Origin of the sequence: Nocardioides sp. Root240 (assembly GCF_001428825.1) — a bacterium.
GTDB lineage: Bacteria > Actinomycetota > Actinomycetes > Propionibacteriales > Nocardioidaceae > Nocardioides.
Genome location: NZ_LMIT01000002.1, coordinates 230029 through 255440, shown reverse-complemented (window position 1 = coordinate 255440; position 25412 = coordinate 230029). Strand labels below are relative to the sequence as shown.

The 25412-nt window shown below is 72.2% G+C and carries 24 protein-coding genes; 13 read left to right on the top strand and 11 right to left on the bottom strand.

What is annotated here, in order from left to right:
• Positions 1-3: 3 nt before the first annotated feature.
• Positions 4-912 (bottom strand): alpha/beta hydrolase, encoded by a 909-nt coding sequence (locus ASE20_RS04230; protein ID WP_056893290.1) that lies wholly within the window; start codon positions 910-912, stop codon positions 4-6.
• Positions 909-1880 carry an enoyl-CoA hydratase/isomerase family protein gene (locus ASE20_RS04225; protein ID WP_056893289.1) on the bottom strand — a complete coding sequence of 324 codons (972 nt, stop codon included), beginning with the start codon at positions 1878-1880 and terminating at the stop codon, positions 909-911. The genes ASE20_RS04230 and ASE20_RS04225 overlap by 4 nt, the downstream gene beginning before the upstream one ends.
• 102 nt (positions 1881-1982) lie before the next feature.
• Between ASE20_RS04225 and ASE20_RS04220 the strand changes: the two genes are divergently transcribed.
• Both ASE20_RS04220 and ASE20_RS04215 read left to right on the top strand, forming a co-directional pair.
• Positions 1983-3584 carry a GMC oxidoreductase gene (locus tag ASE20_RS04220; protein ID WP_056893288.1) on the top strand — a complete coding sequence of 534 codons (1602 nt, stop codon included), beginning with the start codon at positions 1983-1985 and terminating at the stop codon, positions 3582-3584.
• Between the two features lie 5 nt (positions 3585-3589).
• Entirely contained in the window at positions 3590-4273 is a 684-nt protein-coding gene (locus ASE20_RS04215) for a TetR/AcrR family transcriptional regulator (RefSeq protein ID WP_056893287.1), read from the top strand.
• Here ASE20_RS04215 and ASE20_RS04210 read toward each other — a convergent pair.
• From ASE20_RS04210 to ASE20_RS04195, 4 genes are read right to left on the bottom strand one after another with little or no spacing between them, the layout of a single operon-like run.
• The gene (locus ASE20_RS04210; protein ID WP_200952713.1) at positions 4270-5016 is read right to left on the bottom strand and encodes a hypothetical protein; all 747 of its coding nucleotides are present in this window, start codon (positions 5014-5016) and stop codon (positions 4270-4272) included. The genes ASE20_RS04215 and ASE20_RS04210 overlap by 4 nt on opposite strands.
• Positions 5013-5852 (bottom strand): alpha/beta fold hydrolase, encoded by an 840-nt coding sequence (locus tag ASE20_RS04205; RefSeq protein ID WP_056893286.1) that lies wholly within the window; start codon positions 5850-5852, stop codon positions 5013-5015. Before ASE20_RS04205 ends, ASE20_RS04210 begins: the two co-directional genes overlap by 4 nt.
• On the bottom strand, positions 5849-6751 hold the full coding sequence (locus ASE20_RS04200; protein WP_056893285.1) for an SDR family NAD(P)-dependent oxidoreductase: 903 nt from the start codon (positions 6749-6751) through the stop codon (positions 5849-5851). The genes ASE20_RS04205 and ASE20_RS04200 overlap by 4 nt, the downstream gene beginning before the upstream one ends.
• Complete coding sequence (locus ASE20_RS04195) at positions 6748-7995, bottom strand: NADH:flavin oxidoreductase/NADH oxidase family protein (protein WP_056893284.1); 1248 nt, start codon at positions 7993-7995, stop codon at positions 6748-6750. The genes ASE20_RS04200 and ASE20_RS04195 overlap by 4 nt, the downstream gene beginning before the upstream one ends.
• 91 nt (positions 7996-8086) lie before the next feature.
• Here ASE20_RS04195 and ASE20_RS04190 point away from each other — a divergent pair, with 91 nt between their 5' ends.
• The 7 genes from ASE20_RS04190 (at position 8087) to ASE20_RS04160 (ending at position 15282) form a co-directional block, all read left to right on the top strand.
• On the top strand, positions 8087-8701 hold the full coding sequence (locus ASE20_RS04190; RefSeq protein ID WP_056893283.1) for a TetR/AcrR family transcriptional regulator: 615 nt from the start codon (positions 8087-8089) through the stop codon (positions 8699-8701).
• Positions 8698-9690: an NADP-dependent oxidoreductase gene (locus tag ASE20_RS04185; protein ID WP_056893282.1), complete on the top strand. Its 993-nt coding sequence runs from the start codon at positions 8698-8700 to the stop codon at positions 9688-9690. Before ASE20_RS04190 ends, ASE20_RS04185 begins: the two co-directional genes overlap by 4 nt.
• Positions 9687-10547 (top strand): alpha/beta fold hydrolase, encoded by an 861-nt coding sequence (locus tag ASE20_RS04180; protein ID WP_056893281.1) that lies wholly within the window; start codon positions 9687-9689, stop codon positions 10545-10547. Before ASE20_RS04185 ends, ASE20_RS04180 begins: the two co-directional genes overlap by 4 nt.
• Positions 10548-10634: 87 nt before the next feature.
• Positions 10635-11501, top strand: coding sequence for an alpha/beta fold hydrolase (locus ASE20_RS04175; RefSeq protein ID WP_056893280.1), 867 nt, complete (start codon positions 10635-10637; stop codon positions 11499-11501).
• 122 nt (positions 11502-11623) lie between these two features.
• Entirely contained in the window at positions 11624-12703 is a 1080-nt protein-coding gene (locus ASE20_RS04170) for an SDR family oxidoreductase (protein WP_200952712.1), read from the top strand.
• A gap of 53 nt (positions 12704-12756) precedes the next feature.
• Positions 12757-13557, top strand: a complete 801-nt coding sequence (locus tag ASE20_RS04165; protein ID WP_056917994.1) for a hypothetical protein — start codon at positions 12757-12759, stop codon at positions 13555-13557.
• A 114-nt stretch (positions 13558-13671) separates the two neighbouring features.
• A complete protein-coding gene (locus ASE20_RS04160) occupies positions 13672-15282 on the top strand; it encodes a helicase (RefSeq protein ID WP_225869209.1) in 1611 nt (536 codons plus the stop codon).
• Positions 15283-15315: 33 nt separating this feature from the next.
• On the opposite strand, the gene ASE20_RS04155 is transcribed toward ASE20_RS04160, so the two are convergent.
• The 3 genes from ASE20_RS04155 to ASE20_RS24595 form a co-directional block, all read right to left on the bottom strand.
• Complete coding sequence (locus tag ASE20_RS04155) at positions 15316-15936, bottom strand: type 1 glutamine amidotransferase domain-containing protein (protein ID WP_082612137.1); 621 nt, start codon at positions 15934-15936, stop codon at positions 15316-15318.
• Positions 15937-16068: 132 nt separating this feature from the next.
• Complete coding sequence (locus ASE20_RS24600; RefSeq protein WP_056893278.1) at positions 16069-16770, bottom strand: helix-turn-helix transcriptional regulator; 702 nt, start codon at positions 16768-16770, stop codon at positions 16069-16071.
• Positions 16748-17572, bottom strand: coding sequence for a hypothetical protein (locus ASE20_RS24595; RefSeq protein ID WP_056893277.1), 825 nt, complete (start codon positions 17570-17572; stop codon positions 16748-16750). Before ASE20_RS24595 ends, ASE20_RS24600 begins: the two co-directional genes overlap by 23 nt.
• Positions 17573-17776: 204 nt before the next feature.
• Here ASE20_RS24595 and ASE20_RS24590 point away from each other — a divergent pair, with 204 nt between their 5' ends.
• The 4 genes from ASE20_RS24590 to ASE20_RS04125 all read left to right on the top strand — a co-directional run bounded on the left by ASE20_RS24590 (position 17777) and on the right by ASE20_RS04125 (position 23016).
• Positions 17777-19822 (top strand): hypothetical protein, encoded by a 2046-nt coding sequence (locus tag ASE20_RS24590; protein ID WP_056893276.1) that lies wholly within the window; start codon positions 17777-17779, stop codon positions 19820-19822.
• Complete coding sequence (locus ASE20_RS24960) at positions 19810-20541, top strand: CDP-alcohol phosphatidyltransferase family protein (protein ID WP_056893275.1); 732 nt, start codon at positions 19810-19812, stop codon at positions 20539-20541. Before ASE20_RS24590 ends, ASE20_RS24960 begins: the two co-directional genes overlap by 13 nt.
• Positions 20538-21458 (top strand): glycosyltransferase family 2 protein, encoded by a 921-nt coding sequence (locus tag ASE20_RS24955; RefSeq protein ID WP_056893274.1) that lies wholly within the window; start codon positions 20538-20540, stop codon positions 21456-21458. Before ASE20_RS24960 ends, ASE20_RS24955 begins: the two co-directional genes overlap by 4 nt.
• A 235-nt stretch (positions 21459-21693) precedes the next feature.
• Positions 21694-23016 carry a cellulase family glycosylhydrolase gene (locus ASE20_RS04125; RefSeq protein WP_056893273.1) on the top strand — a complete coding sequence of 441 codons (1323 nt, stop codon included), beginning with the start codon at positions 21694-21696 and terminating at the stop codon, positions 23014-23016.
• A gap of 41 nt (positions 23017-23057) precedes the next feature.
• Here ASE20_RS04125 and ASE20_RS04120 read toward each other — a convergent pair whose 3' ends face one another.
• Positions 23058-24224, bottom strand: coding sequence for a hypothetical protein (locus ASE20_RS04120; protein ID WP_157538648.1), 1167 nt, complete (start codon positions 24222-24224; stop codon positions 23058-23060).
• Between the two features lie 5 nt (positions 24225-24229).
• Entirely contained in the window at positions 24230-25366 is a 1137-nt protein-coding gene (locus tag ASE20_RS04115; RefSeq protein WP_157538647.1) for a hypothetical protein, read from the bottom strand.
• Positions 25367-25412: the final 46 nt, after the last annotated feature.

Here is a 25412-nt window from a genome sequence, read left to right as displayed (position 1 = left end):
GGCTCAGGCCTCCAGGTGCCGGGTGAGGAACTCGGTCTGGTCCACGACGATCTCCTCGAAGGGCTGGCCGAGGTAGATGTCGAAGTGGCCGGCGTCGTAGCTCCTGATCTCGCCCTTCGGCGCCGTCCGGGCGTAGGCGAGGGTCTCCTCGGCCGGCGTCACGGAGTCGTGGTCGCAGACACAGAACAGGATCGGCACCTTGACCTTCCTCGCCGCCTTCCCCGGCCGGTGCCAGGTGATGGTCGGCGCGACGCGCGCCGCGACCTCGTTGACGAACGTGGTGCCCTCGGGGACGAGGGCCTGGTAGCCGGGCAGCGCGTCCGGCGCGGTCATGAGCGCCTTGTCTCCGGGCGCACCGGCCAACGTCAGCAGACGTGGCTCCTTGCCACGGATCGCCGACCAGACATCGGCCCCGACGGTCGGGAGCAGCCTCATCGTGCCGATCGGCCCCAGCGCGCGGGCCGAGGCGAGGCCGTCGGTGAACGGGCACTGCGAGACAGCGGCGCGCAGCTCGGGATGGCGGGAGGCGACGATGATGGCGTGTCCGCCCCCGAAGGAGCTGCCCCAGACCGCGATGCGGCTGCCGTCGACGTCACCGCGGGTCTTGGCATGCGCGATGGCGGCGTCCCAGTCGGCCAGCTGCCGCTTGATGGAGAGCAGCTGACGCGGCTGGCCAGTGGAGTCCCCGAAGTGGCGGTAGGTGAAGGCGATCGCGGCGATCCCCGCCTGCGCGAAGCGCTCGGCGAAGGCGTCCAGGCGCATCTCGCGGGTGGCGCCCAGGCCGTGGCCCAGGATCACCACTGGGGGGCGCTCGACACCGTCGGGCAGGAAGAGCCAGGCCGCGCAGGTGTCTCCGTCGGAGTCGAAGGTGATGTCGTGGCGAGTCACGTCGTGGCGGTTCCGTCCGGTCATGCGACCGCTCCCTTCGCTCCGGCACCGCGGGTGGTGCCCGTCTCGAGGACCTGCTCGTACACGCCGGGCTGGTACAGCGGCAGCTCCCCGGAGGCCTCGGTGTTGGTCATGTAGTCGAGCATCAGCTCCTGGCCGATGCCGGAGAGCGCAGTGGCGAGGAACTCGGAGCGCTCGATGTGCAGCCCCTCCTCCAGGCTCGCCGACCCCCCGAAGTAGACCGATCGCTTGATCGCCGCCCTCGACGACTTGGGTCGTGAGCCGAGGTGCCGGGCGACCTCGAGGGCCCGGTCGAGCACCTGGTCGGGCGCCACGACGTCGTCCACGGCGCCGACCTCCAGCGCCTGAGCCGGGGTGAACGGCTCACCGGACAGGATCGCCAGCAGCGCCTGGTGGTTGCCGACGAGGCGCGGCAAGCGCTGGCTGCCGCCACCGCCCGGCATGATCCCGAGCAGCACCTCGGGCTGGCCGATGACGAAGTCGCCGTCGGCCATGACACGCAGGTCGTTGGCCCAGCAGAACTCGGCGCCGAGACCGAGCGCGGACCCGTTGAGGGCGGCGATGAAGATGACCCCGCTGCGGTTCATCTTGAGGAAGGTCTGGTGCACCCGCTCGAGCTGGACGGCCGGCCACAGCGGCGTCCTGCCGAGCGCGGCCTTCAGGCCGCCGACCCGGTTGACCCCGCGCGCGGTGTGGGCCAGGGCCGAGGCACCACGCACACCGACGGACGGAACGGTCGCTCCGCCCTCCTGCAGCCAGCGCACCTCGGCGTGGGAGACGAACCGTTCCGGATGGGTCCCGGTGAAGACGACTGCCTGGACCGCCGGGTCGCGGTCGGCCCGGTCGACCAGCGCGTCGAGCTGCTCGGCGATGTCGTTGCCGAACAGGCCCAGCGGGCCGCCGTCGATGCGGGCGACCAGCACCGCGCCGCGGTCCTCGATCGCGAGGTTGCCTCGTACTTCTTCTGCCATGTCCGGATCTCCGTTGCGGTGCTGTGGCGGGCGTTTCTGCGCCGCTTGTCCCACTACGATAACGAGGTTATCCTCTTGCGACAAGCCCCTGGAGGATGCGCCGTGAGCAACACCACCCACCCGTCCGTCGACCATGACTGGGTCGTCATCGGCTCCGGCTTCGGCGGGAGCGTCGCCGCCCTGCGCCTGGCCGAGAAGGGCTACCGGGTCGCCGTGTTCGAGCGCGGGCGCTCGTACGCCGACGACGAGCTGCCCACGTCCGCATCGGACAGCCGCCGCTTCGTCTGGGCACCGGCGACGGGACTGCGCGGGATCATGCGCAACGTCCTGTTCCGCCACGTCTTCAGCTCGACCCAGACCGGGGTCGGCGGCGGCAGCCTGGTGTACGGCGGCGTCCTCTTCCGCCCCCACGAGGCCTTCTTCCGTCATCCCCAGTGGACGGCGCTCGCACCATGGCGGGAGCACCTCGAACCCCACTACCGCACAGCGGAGCGGATGCTCGGCGCGAGCCGGACGCCCTGGGAGTCCGTGACCAGCGGCCTGACGCGCGAGGTCGCGGACCGCTTCGGGGGCGCTTTCGCGCCGGCGCCCGTGGCCGTCTTCTTCGGCGAGCCCGGTGTCACGGTGCCGGATCCCTACTTCGGCGGCGAAGGGCCTGACCGCACGGGATGCACCCGGTGCGGGCAGTGCATGACCGGTTGCCGCACCGGTGCAGCCAACCGACTCACCAAGAACTACCTCTGGTTCGCGCAGAGGCTCGGTGCCCGGATCCTCGCCGAGCGCGAGGTCGTCGACGTGACCCCGCTCGGGGCCGCGGACGGGAGCGACGGCTATCGGGTCTCGACTCGCCGGCCCGGCACCAGGTGGCGACAAGGGTGCACCAGCGTCACGACGCGCGGCGTCGTGTTCGCCGGCGGCGCGGTGGGCACCAACGCCCTCCTCGCGGACTGCAAGCACCGCGGGTCCCTGCCCGCCGTGAGCGACCGCCTGGGTCACCTCGTCCGCACCAACAGCGAGGCCGTGCTGTCGGTCCTGCTCCCCGAGGACATCGGCACGTGGCGCGACGTCACCGCGAGCAGTCGGGTCGTCGTCGACGGCGACACCCAGATCGAGTTCCTCACCTATGGTCCTCGCGGCGACTTCATGAGGCTGATGTTCACGGTGCTGGTCGGCGAGGGCCGTCCCGCTCGCCGCCTGCTGAGCTGGCTCGTCACCGTGCTGCGCCACCCCCGACGCTGGCTGGCGACGCTGCGCTCGGGCTGGAGCGCGAGGACGCTGATGATGCTCGTCATGCAGCCACGGGACAACGCGATCCGGTTCGTTGCCAGCAAGCGCCTCCTCGGCAGGGGCTACCGGCTCTCCACCGGCCGCGACGACGAGCGCCCCGCCCCGACGTTCATCCGAGAGGGTCACCGGGTCGCGACGTGGCTCGCGGAGCGCACCGGGGGCATCGCCCAGGGCAGCGTCTTCGAGGCGTTCGGGAACCGGCCGATGACGGCCCACGTGCTCGGCGGCGCGGTGATCGGCGCGAGCCCGGCGACCGGGGTCGTGGACGCCGAGCTGAAGGTGTACGGCTACCGCAACATGGTCGTCTGCGATGCCGCTGCACTCCCGGCCAACCCCGGTGTGAACCCGGCGCTGACGATCACCGCCCTGGCCGAGCACGCCATGGCCCAGGTCCCTGCCGCCGGTTTGGGACGATGACGCCCATGGCGAGAGACTCCACCACGACCGACGGCCCGTCGAACGGGATCCCCGAGCGACTCATCGAGGCAGCCGTCGCCATGCTCGCCGAGGAAGGGCCCTCGGCCATCAAGGCACGAGCGGTCGCCGCACGGGCCGGCATGTCGAGCATGGTCGTCTACAACTACTTCGGAGGGGTCCCCGAGCTGCTCAGCGCCGTGCAGGACCACGGCTTCGACCAGCTGGGTCAAGCGTTCGCGGAGGTGGGTGCGAGCGAGGATCCCGTGGCCGACCTGTTCACGATGGCCCTCACCACCCTGTCCTACGCGCGCGCGAACCCGCACCTGTACGACGCCATGTTCGGCCTCTCGACCCGCGCGACCTATCGTCCGACGCCTGCGAAGGGCGAGCGGCGGGCCGGCCACTCCCCCGCGTTCCACGCTGCGTACGCCCACGTGATCGCGGCCGCCGCGCGGATGGGCGACGACGGCGGGCTCACGATCGAGGACCCGGCCGCTGCGGCCGGCGCGCTGTGGAGCTTCGTCCACGGCTACGTCACCCTCGAGCTCTCCCACCACTTCGCCGAGTTCGCCGACCCCGTCTGGCAGGTCCTGGTCCCGATGGGCGTCACCTTCTGCGTCGGGCTCGGGGCCGACCGCGCCGCCGCCCTCGCATCGCACGAGACCGCGCTCCGGCGCGCCTGGACCTAGCAACCCGCTCGGCGCGCCTCCGGCAGCTGCGGGTACGGCGGCCGGTCGATCCCGAGCGCCCCGGTGCAGGCCAGCGGCCGGGCCTGGAGGAAGACCCCGACCCGATGGGTCTTCTCCTTCAGCGCATGGGTCATGGCACTGGCGTGGCCGCCTTTCTTGTAGGCGAAGTCCTGCGCGAGGCCGTACGTCTTCCAGAGACTGATCGAGGTGTGCTCGTAGGGCAGCTGGGACGAGATGTCGATGCTGCCGCGATGCCCGGGGTGGTGGGCGGCCCGGCTGGCTGCGTGCACGTTGTTGCGGAGGAACTCGACGAGCCGGCCGCGGCGGAGGATGCCGTGCACGATCGCGACCATGGGCTCGCCCTCCGCGAGGGGCTCGGCCCCCTCGGCACTGGGCCGCCAGCCGTGCCAGTCGTCCCGCTCGGACTCCGAGTCGATCCGCACCCGGACGAGCTCGCTGTCCATGCTGAACCGGCCCGGACCGTCGATCGCACCACGCAGCGGGCCGGCGAACGCGGCCTCGGCCGCCTCGGCCGACTCCCAGGCTGCCACGAGGGCGCACCCACCCGGCACCAGGCTGGGTACGAGGGCGTGGGTGCCGTTGTTGGCGTAGTTCACCGAGGCGCCACGGAGCCCACTGATGCCGTTCTCGATCGCGCGGGCGAGGCCACGTCGCCATCGGAGTCGCCCGCCCGGCGGCCGCCCGAAGGCGTCGATGGTGACGAAGTCGGGCCCGCCCGTCACTTCGCCCCCAGGAAGTCGAGGACCTCGGGCACGAACTCGTGGTGGTACTGGAACACGCCGCCGTGACCGGCGGCGGGGTAGATCCGCAGGCGGGAGTCGGGCAGCCGGGCCGCCATGTCCCTGGAGTGCTCACTGGCGACCATCAGGTCGTTGTCGCCGTTGGCGACGAGGACCGGGACCTTGATCTGCGACAGGTCGTCGGCGCGGTGCAGTCCCGCGCTCGTGATCGCGCGCACCTGCGCGATGCCGGCCTGCCGGGAGATCGGGGTGTCCAGGTCCGACGTGCGCTCCGCGAGCCGCGCGAAGTAGGCGTTGGCCGCCTTCTTGCCCTCCCGGGTGCGGGGGAAGAAGAGGAAGTGGCGCGGGTCCTTCCGACTCAGGAAGGCCTTGGCGTAGGCACCGCCGACGATGAACGGCATCTTCCAGATGCCCCCGCCGCCGCGCGGGCCCGTGCCGGCGAGCACCAACCGGCGGACCAGGTCGGGCGCCTGGAGTGCGACCATCTGGGCCACGCCCCCGCCGAGCGAGAAGCCGATCAGGTCGACCTGGTCGTGGCCCAGCGCACGGATGAAGGCGATCGCGTCGGCGCCCATCTGGGCGACGTCGGTCGGCACCCGGCCGCCGGTGCTCCCGACGCCGCGGTTGTCGAACGCGATCACGTGGTGCTTCGCGGCGACGCCGTCCAGCACGCGCGGGTCCCAGTCGTCGAGCACGGCGGTCAGGTGGTGCAGGAACACGACCGGCACACCTCCGGGCTCGCCCAGCTCGCGGTAGGCGAACGAGGTGCCGTCGACGTCGATCGCCTTGGTGGGCGTGGTCTTCCAGGCGGTGGTCATGACTTCTTCCTTCGTGAGGATCCTGCAGACGTTGTTGCGGGTGTGGGTACGACGGCCACCGGGCGGGCGTCGAGTCGGGCGAGGACGTCGAGGATGCGGCGGTCGCGGCTGAAACGGGAGTCGAGCGTGGGGTTCAGGAGGCCCCGCAGGGAGGACACTGGACCCCACAGGTTCGGGCGGATGACCCGCACCGCGCGGTTCTCCAGTCCGTCCGCGATGCCGGCGGCGGCCTGATCCGGCGTGATCCGCTTGAGCATCGCCTTGGGCAGGGCGCCGAGCAGCTCCATGACGACCGGGTCCTCGTCCACGCCGCGGGCGATCATGTCTGTCTGGACGAGGGAGAAGTACGCCGTCAGGACGGAGACGCCATGGTCGGCGAGCTCGACGCGCAGACCGCGTCCGAGCTGCTCGACGGCCGCCTTGCTCATGGCGTACGGGATCGTGCCCATGCCGTTGAGGAAGGCGAAGACCGAGCTGATCACAACGACCTGCCCCTGCTGGGCGATCACCTGGGGCAGCGCCGCGGTCACCGTGTTGGCGACGCCGGTGACGTTCACCGCCAGGGTGGCCTCGATGTCCGCGGTGGGCGTGTTGCGCAGGGTGGCCGCCTTCGCGAGGAGTCCGGCGTTGGCGATCACGACGTCCAGACGCCCGAAGTGGTCGACCGCGTGAGCCACGGCGGCCTCGAGCGTCGAGGGGTCGCGGACGTCGGCGACGCATCCCAGGGCGTTGGCCGGGTGCAGGTCCCTCGCACGACCGGGCGTCGCCGGGTCGATGTCGGCGATCACCACGCGGGCGCCGCGGCCGAGCAGGGTGCGGGCCGTCGCGGCTCCGATCCCGCCGTTCCCGCCGGTGATGAGGACGACCTTGTCGGTGAGGTCGTACGACGGGCGGCTCACTTGAGGCCCCGACGCGGGGTGAACGAGACGCGGCCGTTGCGGCGCACCATGGCGGTGGCGGTGCGCAGGGCACCACGGCTCAGGTCCGGCTCCTGCCCTCGGGCCAGCCGGTGCAGCTGGTCGGTGTTCCAGCTGATGTTCAGGAAGCCGTCGAGCGCCTTCAGGTCGGTGAGCCGGCCGAGGATGGGACGCATGCCGGCCCGGATCTCGTGCGCCGTCAGCACGCTGGTGCGCCCCTCGAGGATGGCCGCCGCGGCGTCGGTCGTGGTGACGGTCGGCCGGGCCAAGCCCACGAGGTCGCAGTCACCGACCTCCAGCGCCGCCTCCATCGCGGCGCGGCTTCGGAAACCACCGGTCACCGCGATCGGGATCGATCCCGCCTCGCGCCGCACCGACCGTGCGTAGTCGAGGAAGTAGGCCTCCCGCTCGCGGGTGGACGAGGCCTCGGAGCCACCCATGGCCGGGGCCTCGTAGCTGCCTCCACTGACCTCGATCAGGTCGACGGCCTCCTCGGCGAGGGCAGCGACGACCGCACGGGAGTCGTCCTCGCTGAAGCCTCCGCGCTGGAAGTCCGCGGAGTTCAGCTTCACGGCGACCGCGAAGCCGGGGCGGACCAGGGATCGCACGCGGCGCACGACCTCGATCAGGAACCGCATGCGCCGTTCGGGACTGCCTCCCCACTCGTCGGTGCGCAGGTTCGTGAGCGGCGAGAGGAACTGGGTGATCAGGTAACCGTGGGCCGCGTGGAGCTCGACGCCGTCGAACCCGGCCTCCTCGCAGACCGCGGCGGCGGTCGCGAAGCGCTCGACGATGTCCTCGATCTCGGCGGCGGTCAGCTCCCGCGGCGTGGTGGCGCCGGGCATCGCCAGCGGGACGGCACTCGGCGCCACGGGGCGGTGGCCGACGGCGAGGAGGTTGGACTGGCGGCCCGGGTGGTTCAGCTGCGCGAGGATCACCGCGCCCCCGTCGTGCGCGGCCTTGGTCCACGCCGTCAGCTGCGGCAGGGCGCGACGGTCCTCGATCACGATGTTGCCCGGCTCCCCGAGATGGGCGCGGTCGACCATGATGTTCCCGGTGACCAGCAGTCCGTAGCCTCCCTGCGCCCAGCGCCGGTAGAGGGTGACGATCCGGTTGTCGGGCGAGTTGTCGGCGTCGCCCAGGGCCTCGCTCAACGCCGCCTTGCCGATGCGGTTGGGCAGCCGTACGCCGGACGGCAGGTCGAGCGGATCAGCGAGCGAGGCCATGGCGACTCCAGATGTCGGGATTGCAGTACGGTCGTAATAGTATGATCGTAATGCTAAGATTCCCGCAAGCCCCCGAGAGGAGATGGACCCCATGACCCGCTACAGCCCCGAGCACAAGGAGGCGACCCGGCGTCGCATGATCGAGACGGCCGGGCGCCGGTTCAAGAGCGACGGCATCGACGGCTCGGGCATCGCCACGCTCGTCGCCGATGCCGGCCTGACCAACGGCGCCTTCTACGGCCACTTCTCCTCGAAGGACGACCTCGTCGCCTCGGTCGTGACCCAACAGCTCGAGGACCAGGTCGCCGTCGTGGACTCCCTGCCGGCCGGACTCGCCTCGGTCGAGCAGTACCTGCGGTACTACCTCTCCCCCGCCCATCGCGACGACCTCGCCGGCGGCTGCCCCTCGGCGGCCCTCCTGGACGAGATCGGGCGGTGCGACGTGGCAGTCCGGGAGGCCTACACCGCGGGCGCGACGGCGATGATCCAGGCCATCGCACGTCACCTCGACAACGGAGACCCGGAACAGACCGAGCAGCGCGCGATCGGGCTCTTCTCGCTGCTGGTCGGGTCACTGCAGGTGGCCCGCGCGGTCACCGACCCCGACCTGTCCGACCGCGTGCTCGCGGCGGCGTACACCAATGCGGTGGCCCTGGCCACCGCTCCCCATCCTCCCGCCCACGCGAACCGTCAGGAACCCGAATGAAAGCCTTCGTCGTCACCCACTACGGCCCTGACGGGCTCCAGGCTGCCGACGTCCCGGCACCGAGCGTCGGGCCACGCGACGTGCTCGTCGACATCCGGGCCGCCAGCATCAACCCGCTCGACAAGATGGTCCGCAACGGCGAGTTCAAGCAGCTCCTGAAGTACAAGCCGCCCTTCGTGCTCGGCCACGACCTCGCCGGCGTCGTGACCGAGGTCGGCTCCGAGGTCCGCGGCTTCGCGGTGGGCGACGAGGTCTACTCCCGGCCACGCGACCTGCGCATCGGCGCCTTCGCCGAGTCGATCGCGATCGATGCCGCGGACGTCGCCCACAAGCCCGCGACGCTGTCGTTCGAGGAAGCCGCCGCCGTGCCGCTCGTCGCGCTCGCCGCGTGGCAGGCGCTCGTGGACCTGGCCGAGGTCAGGCCCGGCCAGAAGGTCCTCGTGCACGCAGGCGCCGGAGGCCTCGGATCCACCGTCATCCAGGTGGCCAAGCACCTCGGTGCCCACGTCGCGACGACCGCGCACACCAGGGACGCCGAGAAGGTCCGGGCACTGGGCGCCGACGAGGTCATCGACTTCACCACCACCGGCTTCGTCGACGTCCTCAGCGGGTACGACGTCGTCCTCGACTCGCTCGGCCCCGACAGCCTGCAGAAGTCCCTCCGGGTGCTGAGGCCCGGCGGGCTGGCGATCAGCGTCGTCGGGCCGCCCGACCCCTCCTTCGCCGCCCGGCTCGGCCAGCCGTTGCTCAAGCCGGTGATGGCCCTGATGAGCCGGAAGGTCCGCCGCGCGGCACGGCGTCTCGGCGTCCGCTACTCGTTCTTCTTCATGAAGGCCAGCGGCGCCCAGCTCGCGACCCTCGCGGGCCTCTACGACGACGGCACGCTGCGTCCCGTTCTCGACCGCACCTTCCCCTTCGACCGGACCCTCGACGCCATGGCCTACGTCGAGCAGGGCAAGGCCTCCGGCAAGATCGTGGTGACGCGATGACCAGGTCGAGCGGCCCGGCGACATCCGCGGTGACCTCGGCCACCGCACCCACCCGTCACCTCGACGCCGACGGCGTGCGGTTCGCCTACCGCGAGCTCGGTCCGCGCGGCGGCGTACCCCTCGTGCTGCTGCACCACTTCACGGCCACGATCGACGACTGGGACCCGCGAGTCCTCGACGGCATCGCCGCGGAGCGACACGTCGTCGTCTTCGACAACCGCGGGGTCGGTGGCACCAGCGGCCGGGTCCCGCTGACCGTCGAGGCCATGGCCGGCGACGCGATCGCGTTCGTCCGAGCTCTCGGGCTGGTCGAGGTCGACCTCCTCGGGTTCTCCCTCGGCGGGTTCATCGCCCAAGTGGTCGCTACCAGGGAGCCGCGCCTGGTGCGGCGGCTGGTCTTCGCGGGCACCGGCCCGGCCGGCTTCAAGGGCGTCGGCCGGCTCAACCGGCGCCTCCTCACCGACACCGCGCAGGGCGCGGCCCGGAGGAGCGACCCCAAGCCCCTCCTCTTCTTCACCAGGACACCGAGCGGCCGCGCCGCCGCCGCCGACTACATGCGGCGCATCGGCGAGCGGACCAGCGATCGTGTCGAGCGGACTTCGCTCAGAGCAGCCGCCCGCCAGATGGTGGCCATCGCGCGGTGGGGTGCCCGGCCCCCGATGGACCTGGAGCTGATCCGCCAGCCGGCGCTCGTGGCCAACGGCGAGGACGACCGCATGCTGGCGACCCGCGGGTCCTTCGAGCTCGCGCACCGCCTCCCCGACGCCCGCCTGGTCGTCTACCCCGACGCCGGCCACGGGGGCGTGTTCCAGCACCACGACCGCTTCGTGCCGGAGGTCCTGGACTTCCTGCGCTGACGCGCCGGAACCGCCCTGCCGAACGGAACCAACATGCCATCAAGATGCGGTCCTCGCGGCCGCCACGACCTCGAAATGAGCCCTCAGATGTCGCATCCCACCCCGGGCAACGACCCGGTCGTCACCTCCTACGCCCAAGCCCCTGCCCGCACCGTCAACGCCAGCGGCGTGAGCTACGCCTACCGGGAGCTGGGCCCGAAGGGCGGCATCCCCGTCGTCTTCTTCGTCCACCTCGCGGCGACCCTGGACAACTGGGATCCCCACATCGTCGACGCCGTCGCCCGGACCCGCCACGTCATCACCTTCGACCAGCGCGGCGTCGGGGCATCGACCGGGAAGGTGCCGGCCACCCTCGAGGAAGCCGCCGACCACGCGTACGAGTTCATCACCGCACTCGGCTACGACAAGATCGACGTGTTCTCCTTCTCGATGGGCGGGATGATCGCCCAGGACCTGGTCGTCAAGCATCCCGACCTGGTCCGCCGGCTCGTCCTCACCGGCACCGGCCCGCGCGGCGGCAAGGACATGGACAAGGTGGTCGGCGTGACCTACTGGGACATCCTGCGCGCGACCCTGACCCGCTCGGACCCCAAGGAGTTTCTCTTCTTCAACCGCGACGCGGCGGGCAAGGCCGCGGGGAAGGCCTTCGTCGCACGTCTCGGCGAGCGCACGGTCGACCGTGACAAGGACATCAGCCTCACCGCACTGCGCACCCAGCTCAAGGCGATCCAGAAGTTCGGCCGCTCCGCCCCCTCCGACCTCTCCACCGTCACCCAGCCCACCCTGATCGCCAACGGCGACCACGACCGCATGGTCCCAACCGTGCTGTCCGAGGACCTGCACCGCCGGATCAAGGGCAGCCAGCTGGTCATCTACCCGAACTCCGGCCACGGTGGCATCTTCCAGTTCCACGAGAAGTTCGCTCCGGTCGTCGCGGAGTTCCTCGCCGCCTGACCAGCGGCGGCCGCAGGTGGGTCTCGAACGGAGGACGCCGCCCCCGTCGGGGGACTGGCGCACATAGAGTCCGGATCCTCGGAGAACCTCGCCTCGTCCCGCCTCGCGAACGGAGATCCGTCATGGGCTCGTCCCCCACGACCATCGACCCCACCCAGCCCGTCCTCGTCACCGGCGCGACCGGGTACGTCGCCAGCTGGATCGTGCGCTACCTCCTCGAGGACGGGTACGTCGTCCGGGGCACCGTGCGCGACCCCGACAAGTCGTCCGGGCTGGAGCACCTGCACGCGCTGGCCGCGGAGCACCCCGGTCGCCTCACCCTGCACCGCGCCGACCTGCTGACCGACGGCAGCTACGCCGAGGCGATGGAGGGGTGCGAGCTCGTGATCCACACCGCCTCGCCGTTCCTCCTCGGCAAGGTGCGCGACCCGCAGCGGCAGCTGGTGACGCCGGCGCTCGACGGCACCCGCAACGTGCTGGCGAGCGTGGAGGCCACGCCGTCGGTCAAGCGGGTCGTGCTGACGAGCAGCGTGGTGGCCATCCACGGCGACAACGCCGACATGGCGGGCCGCGGTCCGTTCGACGAGAGCGACTGGAACACGACGAGCAGTGTCGACCACCAGCCGTACCCGTACTCCAAGACCGTCGCGGAGCGTGCCGCCTGGGAGATCTGCGAGCGACAGGACCGCTGGGACCTGGTGACGATCCACCCGGGCCTGGTACTCGGGCCCGCGCTGACCACGGCGAGCAAGTCCGGCTCGATGACCACCATGAAGGCGTTCACGGACGGCAGCCTGCTCGGCGGTGCACCGGACCTCGCGATGGGGATGGTGGACGTGCGCGACGTGGCGCGGGCGCACATCCTCGCGGGCTTCACGCCGGAGGCCCACGGCCGCTACATCACCAACGCCCGCACGATCACGATGCTCCAGATCGGGAAGATCCTGCGCGGGGCGTTCGGGCTGACGTACCCGTTCCCCCACAACAGGATCCCGAAGCGGGTGTTCAAGCTGGTGGCACCGGTGGCGGGCTACAGCCGGGAGTTCGTGGAGAAGAACGTCGGCTGGCCGCTGGAGTTCGACAACACCCGCAGCCGCCAGGAGCTGGGCCTGGCCTACCGCGATCCCGCCAGCACCGTCACCGAGCACTTCCAGCAGATGATCGACGACGGGATCGCGCGCACCTCGCCGCTGCGCAGATGATCCGGGCCGTCGTGGCACACTGACGGACCCCCGACGCACCTCGAGGAGTGCCGATGCCCAGGTTGATCCCGTTGCTCGCCCTTGCCCTGACGGGCGCCCTGACCTCGTTCTCCCCCTCCGTCGCCGCCTCCGAGGCTCCGTCACCTGCGGTGACCGTGCCGGCGGTCGGTGCGCCGCAGACGTTCTTCCGCGGCAACTTGGGGCCGTACAGCATCCGGCCGCAGATCCGCCTGCGGATCGACCCCGCCGTCGAGATGAACCTGCCCGACGCCACGGGCGAGGAGAACCGGACGTGGGACGTGCAGGTGCTCCGCGCCGACATGCGCGCGGCCACGCGGCCGGCGTGGCAGACGGCGATCACCGGCACCACCGAGCAGTGGCACCAGCTCCTCGTCGGCTCGGGCCGCGTCATCTGCGTGCGCGCCCGCCAGACCAGCTGGGGCGTCACCGGCGCCTGGTCCTACCGATCGTGCGTGGTGCGTGCGCTCGACGACCAGGCCCTGCGTCACGTGGGACCCCTCAGGGTCGTCGACGACTGGAGGTACGTCGACGGTCACGCCTCCCGGATCCTGGCGCGGACCCGGGTGGTCATGGGAGGGATACCCGCCGGCGCCGAGTACGGTCCCGTCCTCACCGACCGAGGGATCCGCCCGGACGGCACCGTGTGCAACAAGCCGCGCTGGAAGATCGCGGGCCAACGCGAACCCGGGTATGCCATCGGTGTCAGCACCGGGCCGCTCGACCTCCTGATGCACCGCACGAGGGTGGCTGGAACGGCGGTCATGAGGTCGCCGTACGGACCCAGCTGCCCTGTCGGCGGGTTCATCGTCGTTCCGAGCTGGGTCCCCCGGTAGCGTCGGCAGGTGGCCAGCTCTCGTCGATCCAGCGGACGCCGACGCAGCGGCACCCGATCGTCCCCACGGCCGTTGCCGTTCGTCGGGCCGGGTGAGCGGCTGTGGGTGCTCGACGTGCCCTACGGGACCCAGGTCGAGGGCGCGACCTGGCACTCGGCGGTGAAGGCCCACGTGTACGTCGGCCGCCACCTCCCGGCGCACCTGGCGCCGTACTCCCCGGGCCCCCACACGCTGGGCAGGTTCGTCGAGAACACCCTCAACCCGGACAGCCCGACGCCGAACCCGGAGCCGACCGACACACTCGAGCCGCGGCAGCTCCAGTTCGAGGCGGCAGACGCGATCGCGGAGCGGGCGGCGGCCGGTGGGCGCCAGTTCCTGCTGGCAGACGAGCCCGGCGTGGGCAAGACGATCTCGGCGGTCCTGGGGGCGACGGCGGTGGGCGACCTCCGGGGCGCCCGCCGGGTGCTGGTGGTGGCCGACCGGCCGGCGGCGATCACGATCGGGCACTGGTGCCGCACGATCACGGCACTGGGCGACGGTGGACTCGAGTGGGTCGTGATCACGTGGGACCGCCTGGAGAAGGTCAAGGACCACACGTGGGACGTGATCATCGCGGACGAGGCCCACGCCCTGCGCCGTACGACGACCAAGCGCTGGAAGCACTGGACGCGGATCTCCGGGCACGGAAAGCCGCACGACAAGGCGCCGTTCGTGATCGCGACGACGGCGACGCCCGGCCACACGCCGCTGGAGCTGCCGTACCTCGCGCCGGCCTACGCGCAGGTCCTCGGGGAGCCGATGAGGGACTGGATCTCGGCGACCCAGCCCGGCGCCGACTTCGCCGCGGCGCTGGAGCGGCACGGGGTCGCCGTCGAGCACGGCCGGTACGGCGCCGCGTGGACCACCGACGCGGCGCGGCGGGCCGCCGACCTCAAGCTCGTGCGCGGCTGGCTCGCCGACGAGCGGCCGCCGGCGATGCTGCACCGCGCGGCGCCGTGGGGGCCGGTGCCGATCTCGGGCATGCCGGTCGCGCTCACGCCAGCGGAGCGGTCGGCGTACGAGGCCGAGTGGGGCGCGTTCTGCCGCGAGATGGACATCGCCCGGCGCGGCCGCAACGTCGCCAAGGGGCGAGCCGCGCTGCTGCGCTTCCGCCAGAAGGCCGGCCTGATCCGGGTCGACTCGACGGTCGCGTGGATCGCCCAGCAGGTCGAGGCGGAGCGGCAGGTGGCGTGCTCGGTCGAGTTCGTCGCGACGGCCGCGGACCCGATCGCCGACCGGCTGCGGGACTCCGGCATCGAGGTCGCCACGATCTACGGTCGCGACCGGTTCGACGTGGAGGCAGAGCGGCTCCGGTTCCAGACCGGGGCCGCCAAGGTCTGCGTCTTCACCACGGTCGCCTCGATCAGCCTGCACGCGGGCGAGACCCTCCCCGACGGCCGGCAGGCCAGCACCGCACCGCGGGTCGGTGTCTTCCACCAGGCCAGGTTCTCGGGCATCGCCGGCCGGCAGGTGACCGGCCGCACCCACCGCGACCACCAGGTCTCCCCGTGGCACATCGCCTACGCCGAGGGCACGGTCGAGGAGCAGGTCGGCAAGGTGATGGTCGAGCGGATCGCCGCGGCCTCCGACACCGTCGGGAGCGACACCACCGGCCTGGCCGACCTCGCCGCGCTGCTCGGCGCCGACTGGCTCCCGGCCACCTCGCTGACCGAGGAAGGCGGCTGAGGGGGCGAGCGCCTCGCCCACCCCCTGACAGCCTCAGACGTCGGCCGAGCGCGCCGAGTCCGCGCCGTGCTCCAGCGCCTCGACCAGGGACGCGATGAACGCCGGCAGGTCGTCCGGCTTGCGGCTGGTGATGAGGTTGCCGTCCGTGACGACCCGCTCGTCGACCCAGGTCGCGCCGGCGTTGCGCAGGTCCGTCTGCAGGCTCGGCCACGACGTCAACCGCCGGTCGCGCACGACGTCCGCCTCGATCAACGTCCACGGCGCGTGGCAGATCGCGGCGACGGGCTTGCCCTGCTCCATGAACGAGCGCACCAGCGCGACGGCGCCGTCGTCGGTCCGCAGCGCATCCGGGTTCGCCACACCCCCGGGCAGGACGAGGGCGTCGAAGTCGCCCGCGTCGGCGTCGCTCACGGTGACGTCGACCGCGCGGGTGTCGGCCTTGTCGAGGTGGTCGAAGGTCTGCACGGACCCGTCCTCCGGACTGACCAGGACGGCCTCGTGGCCCGCGTCGACCACCGCCTTCCAGGGATCGTCGAGCTCCACCCGCTCGATCCCCTCGCCGGCCACGAGGAACGCGATCCGCCGCGTCTTCCGTGCCGAGCGGTCGTCGGTGTCGGCAACGCTGCTGGCGCCGGTGGTCAGGGAGCTGCTCATCCTCGTCCTCCTGGGTGTCGTGGTTGCTGATCACCAGCGATACCCGGCAGGAGCGGCCGGACACGGGCACCACAGCACTTCCCCGGAAGCGCGCGGCCCCCGTGCCGAAGCGCGAGCGGCCGCGTCGCAGCGTCAGCGACCCCCGAACCGCGGGAACACCTCCAGCGACCTGCGGTACATCGCGACGGCGGCGAGCTGGGAGTCCACGCCGAGCTTGCGGCGCAGCGACTTCACCTGGCTGCGGACCGTCGCCTCCGCGACCCCCGACGCCTCGGCGATCTCCCTGACCGAGATGCCGTCGTAGAGGGAGCCGAGGATCTCGTACTCGCGGTGGGTCAGCAGCTCCATCCGGCGCACCAGGTCCCGCTGCCCCTCCGCGACGTCCTCCCATTCCCGTACGGCGCGCGTGCGGAGCGGATCCGGGGTCGGGGAGCGACCGGCCATGGTCTCGCGCAGACCGGTGACGAGGCCGGCCGTCGTCGTCGTCGTGGGCAGCACACCGACGGCGCCGGCGGTCAGGACCGTGCCCCAGCGCGGCCCCAGCGCGCTGTCGGTGAGGACCAGCCAGCGCACGGGCCCCCGACTGACCAGCACCTCGACGTCATGCAGCAGGTCCGGGGTCCGCAGGTCGCACAGCACGACGCCGACCCGCGCTCCGGTACGGGCCAGCCGGCCCCGGAACACCATCGTGCGGCGCCGCTCGGGCCACTCGAGCACCGTCGAGCGGAAGCCCTGGGCGTTCAGGGCCGCGGCGATGGCCTGCCCGACCAGCCGGCGATCGGCCACCAGGACGACGCGCCGCGCGGCCTCGTCAGCGAACGTCGACGACGACACGGTCGATGACTCCGTTGAACTGGTCGACCGAACGGCGATCCAGCTGACCGCTCGCCCCGACCTTGGCCCCGATCGACAGCGGCACCGGACCGAAGACCATCGCGCCCGGACCGATCGGCTGGCTCCATTCACTGGGTTCCCCACCTCGCTCGAGGTCGAGCAGCTGGAGGCGAACCTCACCCGTGCGGACCGAGCACGTGAGCCGGTACCAGCGGTCGGGCACGACCTTGCGGTCCGCCGCGACCAGCACCGCCCGGTCGCTGCCGACGGCTCGGCAGGACGGGGTGCCGTGGTCGAGCTGGAGCTTGACCTGGGCGGGATCGCCGAAACGGCCCCACTGGACCACGTTGTCACCATCGTCGCCGGGTCGCGGCGGCGCCGGGGCATCGGCCCGGAGATCCGCCTGCAGCCGGACGGTCCGACGACCGGGATCCAGCTGCGCGTGGCCCGCCGCGTCCGGCCAGACCACGATCGCGGCCGCCCGGATCGCACCGTCCGCACGGGCGGCGGGGGTCCGTACCGCCCAGCCCTCGTCGAGGTCGGGGGTCCAGGTGAGCTCCCCGCCGCCCAAGGTCACCACGGACGCGCGCAGCGGAAGGGTTCCCACACTGCCCGCGCCAGGGACGACGTCGCCCGGCACGACCGGGTCGTCGAAGGCGAACGCGATGTCGTAGTCGCGCAGCTCGACGTCGTCACGGTCGACGGTCTGCGCGCCGGACCCCTCCGGCGGGTGAGCGGGCGCACCGCAGCCGCTCGTCAGCACGAGCGGGAGGAGGACCGCGACGGTGATCCGGGTGCTCACAGCTCACCGGCCTCTCCTCAGCGCAGGGACACGTCCCCCGCGGACGCGGGCCGACAGGGCTCTCATCGTCGCTGCCTCCCTCCCACGTCACGCAGGCTCGACGGCCTTCACCGTAGGCCGACGACGACCCCTCTCCCGGCTCGCAGCGATACTCACCCAAATTTGATGAGTCGGCCGGGCCCGTCGAGACGGTTGGCTTGGCCCATGGCGGAGGGACATCGGACCGAACCTCCGACAACGAGGGTCGCGCGCCGGGCATTCGTCGTCGGCATCGTCGGACTGCCCCTGTGGTGGCTGGTCGGTGTCGCCTCCCTGGTCCCCCTGCTGGTCGTGGTCCCGATGGCCTGGGACCTGTGGGCCCGACGCAGGATGCTCGTCCCGCCGCACTTCGCCTGGTGGCTGCTCTTCCTGCTCTGGGTGCTGCTCGGCCTCGGCACGTTGTGGTCGACGGCGCCGGGAGCGGTCGATGCCGACGGCGGGACCCGGATCCTCGTCTTCGGCTTCCGGTTGTCGTGGTACGTCGGCTGCAGCATCCTGCTGCTCTGGATCGGCAACACCCCGGCGAGCCTCCTGCCCGATCGGCTCGTGCACCGGGTCTTCGCCTCCGTCTTCGTCGTCGCGGTGATCGGCGGCGTGGTGGGCGTGAGCAGTCCGGAGCTCACCGTGACCACGCTGGCCGAACGCGTTCTTCCGCACCAGCTGACGGCCAACGAGTTCGTCCACACCCTGGTGTCCGCCGAGGTGGCGGACGTCCAGGAGGTGCTCGGCGACCCGGAGCCGCGTCCCAAGGCACCGTTCCCCTACACCAACACGTGGGGCAGCGTGCTGGCCCTCTCCCTGGTGTTCTTCGTGGCCGCGATGGCCTCCGCGCCCCGCAAGTGGCGGTGGTGTGCGGCGCCCGTCGTCGCGGCGGCCGCCATCCCGGTGGTGATGAGCCTCAACCGGGGACTGTGGATCGCCCTCGGGGCGGCCGCCGTCGGCCTGCTGGTGCTGGCCGCGCTCCGGCGCAACCCGGTCGCTCTGACCGGGCTCGTGGCCACGGTCATCTTCGCGGGGGTCGCCCTGACGTCCACCCCACTCGGCGACACCGTGCAGTCCCGGATCGATCATCCGCACAGCAACGACAGGAGGTCCCAGCTGCTCGTCGCGACCGTCAGCTCGATGACCGAGGGCTCACCCGCCGTGGGCTTCGGGAGCACGCGCGACACGGCGGGCACCTTCGAGTCGATCGCGGGTGGGTCCACCCCGGACTGCGCCGCGTGCGGGGTGCCGCCCCTGGGGACGCAGGGCCAGCTCTGGTTGCTGCTCTTCTCCCAGGGCTGGGTCGGAGCCGTCCTCTTCCTGGGCTTCTTCGTGCTCGTCCTCGCCCGCGTCGTGCGCTGTCGCGACGTCAGCACGACCGTCGCGACCTTCGTGGTCGGCATCTTCCTGCTCCAGATGACGGTGTACGACACCCTGGGCCTGCCGATGCTGCTGGTCATGGCCGCCGTCGGGCTGGCCTGGCGCCAGGAGGGGCGCAGCCACCGGTTGCCTCGGGTCGACCGGACCGCCGTGCTCGTCGTGGCCGGTGTCGCATCGACGGGCGCGCTCCTCGGCGTGCTCGCCAGCGCGACCTCCGACGCGCACCTCGCGTCCACCGTCGCCGTGGGACTGACACCGACGCCCACCTACCTCGACGTCGGCGAGGAGGCGGCAGCGCTCGAGAAGGACAGCTCCGCCGCCGTCCCCACCACGAGCAGCGTCGACACCGAGGCCTCGCTCCTGCTCTCGGAACGCGCGCTCAGTAGGGCCGGCGCCCGTTCGGGGGTCCGCACCAGCGATCTCCGTGACGACGTCGAGGTGACGGCTCCGCCACTGTCGGCGGTCGTCGAGATGACGGTGACCACGCCGACGCCGCAGGATCCGTCGCCGGCGGCCCGGGCCGTCGCGGAGGAGTACCTCCACGAGCGGCAGGAGTTCCTCGACGGCCGACGGGCCGATCTCGTCGCCCGTCTCAGGACGAGCCTGGCCGCGACGGATCCGCTCGATCCCGCCTGGACCACCTCACGCCAGTACCTGCGCTCCGCGATCGATCACCTCACGACCCACCGCCCCGAGGCGGGGCGGGTGCTCCGGGTGGGCGAGGTGCACAGGCTGGCACCCGATCGCTCGGTGCCGGTCACGAGCGGGCTGGCCCTGGGCGTCCTGGTCGGCCTCGCGGGTGTGCGCCTCGCGCGCGCCGGACGGAGGAGCTCCGCGTGGACGGCGTGACCCCGACGCGCGACATCTGGACCCGGGTCGCGATCGATCCCCTGGTGGATCCCCTGGCGCGGGTGCTGGCACCGCACCGCACGATCACCCCGAACCGGATCACCGCCGCCTCCGGCCTGCTCGGGGTCGCTGCCGCCGCCAGTCTGGCGGGCGGTCTGCTGCGGCTGGGCGGAGCCCTGTTCCTGCTGCGCTTCCTCGCGGACTGCCTCGACGGCAAGGTCGCTCGGTCCCAGCAGAGCAGCTCCCACCGCGGTGCCCTCCTCGACGTCGCGACGGACGTGGTCTGCGTGACCGCGGCGTACGCGGCCCTGTCCTGGTGGGCCGTGCGCACCCACCGTGTCGATCCCCTGCTGGCCGGCGCGCTCCTGGGTGCGCTAGGGACCTACGGCTGGGCGCTGGCCCACCGCAAGCTCCTGGCCCGGGTGGCGGACCGCGGGGCGGGCAGCGCCCGCATCCCGCAGGCCACCGGCCTGCCGGTCGTGGACGGCTGGCTGCGGTTGTGCCGACGGGCGGGGATGCGACCGGTTCCGTGGTCCGTGGAGGCCGAGACGCTCGTGCTGGGCCTGCTCCCGATCGTCGGACCGGGGGCAGCCGCCACCGGGCTCCCGGTGGCACTGGCCTTCTACGTGGTCGCGAGCCTGGTCAACCTGCGTCGGTGCTGGCGGATCTCCGGGCTGCTCGACCGGCAGGACGTCGGCGCTCGCGGCGGCGTACCGTGAGCGGCGAGCACGCGGACCTGCCCGACGTCGACGTGGTGATCGCGACCCGCGACCGCCCGCGGCTGGTCCGCGAGGCGATCACCGCCGTCCTCTCCCAGACCTACGCCGGGACGATCCGCTGCATCGTCGTCTTCGACGGCACCGAGCTCGATCACTCCCTGGAGCAACGCGGTCCCGGCCGGTCGGTGGAGGTCGTGGCGAACCGTCGTCGTCCCGGCCTCGCCGGCGCGCGCAACACCGGGATCCTCGCGGGGCAGGGCGAGCTCGTGGCGTTCTGCGACGACGACGACCTGTGGCTGCCCGACAAGCTCGGCCGCCAGGTCGAGCTCCTCCGGACCGGTGGACCGGCGACCTGTGTGACCGGGATCGAGGTCTCCTACGAGGGCGAGCGCCACACCCGGGTACCCACCCCCGCGGACCTGGAGCTGCGCCACCTCGTCCGGCACCGCGTGATGGAGGCACACCCCTCCACCGTCGTGGTACGCCGGCGGGCCCTCCTGTCGTCGATCGGACTGGTGGACGAGGCGATCCCCGGCAGCTACGGCGAGGACTTCGACTGGATGATCCGTGCCGCCCAGGCCGGCGGCTTCCACCTGGTCGCGGCTCCCCTGGTCCGGGTCCGGTGGGGCACGTCCCAGTTCTCGCGCGACTGGACCACCATCGCCGCGGCGATCGACTACGGCCTGGCCAAGCACCCGGTCTTCCACGAGGACCGCCGTGCGCTGGCGCGGCTCCTCGGCCGCAAGGCGTTCGCCCTGGCCGCGCTGCACCGGCGCGAGGCGTTCGCCTGTGCCCTGAGCTCTGCGCGCGCATCGGTCCGCGAGCCACGGGCCTACCTGGCCGCGGTCGTCGCCCTGCGCCTGGTCAGCGCGGAGCGCCTCCTGGACGTCGCCCACCGACGGGGCCACGGAATCTGATCCTCATCCTCCCCTATTTTGGGTAAGCGATTCGCCGCTGCCTCCTCCCTGCCGATGGAATCCCTGACGTTCCACACGGGAGACCGGCGCACGACACCCCGTCGCGCCGGCCAGGGAGGGGTAGAGGACGTTGACGCACGCCAATCGATGGACATGGCTGGTCGCAGGCCTGGTGGCACTGGCCGCAGGCCTGCTCGCAGTGACGCCGAGCGCACGGTCGGCAGGATCCACAGCAGTGCACACCAGTACGTTCGAGCGGAGGCTCGACGGATTCGCGGGCGTCGCCGACAGCCGGGTCGCGCTGTCCCGTGTCGGCGTGGGCCACCACGGGACCCGAGCCCTCGTGCTGCGGGCAGTCCGGACCGGGCCCGCCTCGGTCCAGGCCGGACGCCGGGTCGGGGCGCACCGCGCCGGAGCCCGCTACGTCGTCCGCGGGTGGGCCCGGGCATCGGCACGCCGCACCGTGGCGCTCGTCGTCCAGGAGGTCAAGGCCGGTCGTGTCCTGCAGACCCGCAGGGTGCGCCTCGTGGCCGGACCCGCCGTCTGGAGGCGCCTGCCGGTGAGCATCACCACCCGTGCGGTCGACTCGGCCCTGCGGGTCCGGGTGCGTGCTCCCCGGCTCGTGATGGGCAACCGGGTCTTCGTCGACGACCTCACCGTGACGCGCGTGTTCCGCAGCGCGGCACCCGCTCCCTCCACGACGACGCCCCCGAGCGGCTGCACGCTGTCGGCACGGGGCATCCCGTCGTGCGGCGTGTACGTCGGCGCGGCGCACGGGTCCAACACCGATCCCTCGACGCTGGAGAGCACCCTGGGCGGCAGGCTCGCCGTCCGGCGTACCTACTTCACCGCCTCCGGTGTCGACAAGGCGATCGCGACGGCGAGGACCGACCTGGCTGCCGGGCGCCTGCCCTGGATCAGCTTCAAGCTCCCCCGCTCCTGGGAGGAGATGGCCGCCGGCCGCGGGGACGCATGGGCCAAGGACATCGCCCAGCGCCTCGAGGCACTCGGTGGGCCGGTGTGGGTCGCGTTCCACCACGAGCCCGAGGGCGACGGGGACATCCAGGCATGGCGACGGATGCAGGAGCACCTCGCTCCCCTGGTGCGCACCACGGCCCCCCACGTCGCCTTCACCGTCGTGGTGACCGGCTGGAACCAGTTCTACGGCGCCGCCCAGTACCGGCTCTCCGAGATCTGGCCGAGGGGCGTCAAGGTCGACGTGGCCGGCTTCGACATCTACCAGCAGTACGGCGTGACGAAGGACGGGCGGACCACGACCAAGTGGACCGACTTCGCCGACTACTACGGCAAGATCTCGACCTGGGCCAAGTCCGTCGGCGTCAGCTGGGGGCTCGGCGAGACCGGCGTCACCGACGCTGCGGCAGCGGCCCGCCCGGCGGTGATCAGCGACAGCGTCGATCTCATGAGGACCTACGGCGGGATCGCCTACAGCTACTTCGACACCACGTTGAACAGCGTCGCGAACTGGAGCCTGAGCACCGCCGCGAAGCGCCAGTCGTTCGCGTCGGCGCTGACGGGGACCACCCGGCTCCGCTGAACCCTGCTCCGACGCCCGACGGGGCTGGACCGGCCGTGTGGTCAGTCAAGTCCCGTCAGGCGTTCGAGGGCGACCAGGGTGTGCATGGCCCGTTCGGAGATGTGCTCGCCGCCCGCAACGTGCGTCAGCCGGAGGTAGCGCGCGAGGATCTCCACGAGGTAGAGCAGGCTCTGCACGTGAGGCTGCCCGCCCACGCTCCGGTCGTGATGAGCGGCCAGCGCCAACGCCCACACGATGCCGTCCGCGGTGACCGGAGCGCCGGCGTTGAGCACGTTCACGACGTAGTGCAGCGGGTCCAGCCCACTGGGCACGCCCGTCGCGAAGCGCTCCCAGTCCCACAGCAGCACGGCCTGCCCGGCGTTGGCCATGTTCCACGGGGTCCAGTCGCCGTGCCACGCACCGAAGCGGACCGGGCGCTCACCGGCGACCACCGCGACCTGCTCCATGGCCCGCTCGAGCCGGCCGCGCGACACCGGGTCGCCCACCTCTCCGGCCATCTCCCAGCGCCGGCACCACCAGTCGGAGTCGACGAGCTCGCGCTCGCCCTCGCAGAACCAGTCGTCGAGCTCGGCCATCGCCACCCCCGGCGGATCCCAGGCCCGCCGGTGGCGCGACCAGGCCGACGGCTGGAGGGGTCCGGTGACCAGGACGGGGCGCCCGCGCCACGTCGTCCTCGCGAGGAGCTCCGGGGGTACGACGTGCCGGAACTCGATGTCACCGAGCCGGGCGAGCGCCGCGCCCTCCGCCAGCACGTCCGCGACGGTGCTGTCCGACCAGCCGACCTTCGCGAACGCCCGGCACCGGCCGGCGTCGTCGAAGACCTGCAGCACCGGCTTCCGGTTGACCCGCGCGGTGCCGATCGTGATGCTGAAGGTGACCGCGGTGCCGAGCACCGCGGACAGGTGCTGGGCCAGGCTGTCGTCACCACCGCGGATCTCCACGCGGTGGCGGAGCAGACCCGGCGCGGCCCGAACGGCAGCCCCGGCGGCTGCGCGTGCCGTCGAGTCCCACCAGGTCGACGCCGTGCTGAACCGCCGCAGGGAGGCGCCGGCCGCAGCGGCGGACTCGACGGGGACGAGGACCGTCGGCACGTGGGCCCTGCTGATCACGGCGTACCGGGCCCGCACCGGCCGCTCGTCGGCCGCACTGCCGGCCGGCACGACCTCGGCCCCGGGCCACAGCTGGACCGCGGTCTCCAGCAGCTCCATGTCCATCAGCCACTGACCGGTCGATCGGTGCGAACGCACGCGAAGAGGTGGCGCCCGTAGTTGCCGGCGTACGGCCCGACCGCGTCCCGGTCCGGGCCGAGGTCGAGCACCTCGTCGAACGTCGTGTGGTCGAGGAGGTACTGCCTGATGTGGTCGGGGTTCCAGCCCCGGAGCGAGGAGCGGAACCACTTCTCGTGCTCCTGCCCGGTGTCGATGAAGAGCACGCGACCCGTCGCGCGGTCCAGCAGGCGGACGAGCTCGTCGGCGTCGCAGCTTCCCCGCCCGAGGACGAAGTGGTGCAACAGGCTGAAGCAGGAGACCACGTCCCACCGCTCGCGGGTGCCGCGCAGGGTCTCGGCCGCGTCGCCGATCCGGATGCGTTGGGGGTCGACGCCGTACACCAGGCGCCCGACGGTCGTCCCGAGCGGATCCTGCTCGATGCCCTCGGCCTCGAAGCCGAGCCGGCTCATCCCGTCGACGAACCACCCGTAGCAGCTCGCCACGTCGAGGTAGCTCCCCGAGAGTGCCGGGAGCCGCAGGCGCAGGAACGCCTCCATCGCCTCGAGCCGGTCGACGCAGCAGCGCACGGTCGGCCACTTCGCGTCGAGCTCCGGGGAGTCGATCGGCTGGTACAGCTCGCGACCGCCGCCGAGCCACGACATCCGCCGCAGCAGGTCCTGCAGCGGCGTCGTCACCCGTCCCCGGCGGACCCGGACGGCGACGGTCGACCTCCCTTCGGCGGCCGCGAGCGCGATCCGGTGGTGGCCGTCGAGGACCTGCCAGCAGTCCGAGTCCGCGATGGGGACGACGAGCACCGGCAGCCCCGGCACCGAGTGCAGGTCCCCGGTCACGATCCGGGTCTGCTCGCCGCCGGCCCGGGCGAGGAACTGGCGGGCCTGCGCGACCACGCCGGCCTCGTCGGTCGCGGCGAAGTAGCGACCCGTGTGCCGGATGCACGTCATCGCCATCCGCCCGTACGACGAGAACAGGATCTGCTGGTCGCTCTGACCCGCACCCCGGGAGATCACCTCGGCGTGCGGTCCGTCGACGACCCGGCGCGAGGGCCACAGCGGGTCACCGAGGGCAGCGGCGAACTGGTCCCCCGTCGTGCCGTTCTGGCCACCGAGGAGGAGCCGCGACAACGGCACCTCCCGGGAGCCGGGGTACCAGCGCGTGGCCCGCGCCAAC

Coding starts and splice junctions, on each gene's coding strand:
- ASE20_RS24590 (WP_056893276.1), top strand. CDS start 17,777: ATGGCGGAGGGACATCGGACCGAACCTCCGACAACGAGGGTCGCGCGC.
- ASE20_RS04170 (WP_200952712.1), top strand. CDS start 11,624: ATGGGCTCGTCCCCCACGACCATCGACCCCACCCAGCCCGTCCTCGTC.
- ASE20_RS04165 (WP_056917994.1), top strand. CDS start 12,757: ATGCCCAGGTTGATCCCGTTGCTCGCCCTTGCCCTGACGGGCGCCCTG.
- ASE20_RS04180 (WP_056893281.1), top strand. CDS start 9,687: ATGACCAGGTCGAGCGGCCCGGCGACATCCGCGGTGACCTCGGCCACC.
- ASE20_RS04155 (WP_082612137.1), bottom strand. CDS start 15,936: ATGAGCAGCTCCCTGACCACCGGCGCCAGCAGCGTTGCCGACACCGAC.
- ASE20_RS04120 (WP_157538648.1), bottom strand. CDS start 24,224: ATGGAGCTGCTGGAGACCGCGGTCCAGCTGTGGCCCGGGGCCGAGGTC.
- ASE20_RS04230 (WP_056893290.1), bottom strand. CDS start 912: ATGACCGGACGGAACCGCCACGACGTGACTCGCCACGACATCACCTTC.
- ASE20_RS04175 (WP_056893280.1), top strand. CDS start 10,635: ATGTCGCATCCCACCCCGGGCAACGACCCGGTCGTCACCTCCTACGCC.
- ASE20_RS04195 (WP_056893284.1), bottom strand. CDS start 7,995: ATGGCCTCGCTCGCTGATCCGCTCGACCTGCCGTCCGGCGTACGGCTG.
- ASE20_RS04185 (WP_056893282.1), top strand. CDS start 8,698: ATGAAAGCCTTCGTCGTCACCCACTACGGCCCTGACGGGCTCCAGGCT.
- ASE20_RS04190 (WP_056893283.1), top strand. CDS start 8,087: ATGACCCGCTACAGCCCCGAGCACAAGGAGGCGACCCGGCGTCGCATG.
- ASE20_RS04225 (WP_056893289.1), bottom strand. CDS start 1,880: ATGGCAGAAGAAGTACGAGGCAACCTCGCGATCGAGGACCGCGGCGCG.
- ASE20_RS04205 (WP_056893286.1), bottom strand. CDS start 5,852: ATGACCACCGCCTGGAAGACCACGCCCACCAAGGCGATCGACGTCGAC.
- ASE20_RS04215 (WP_056893287.1), top strand. CDS start 3,590: ATGGCGAGAGACTCCACCACGACCGACGGCCCGTCGAACGGGATCCCC.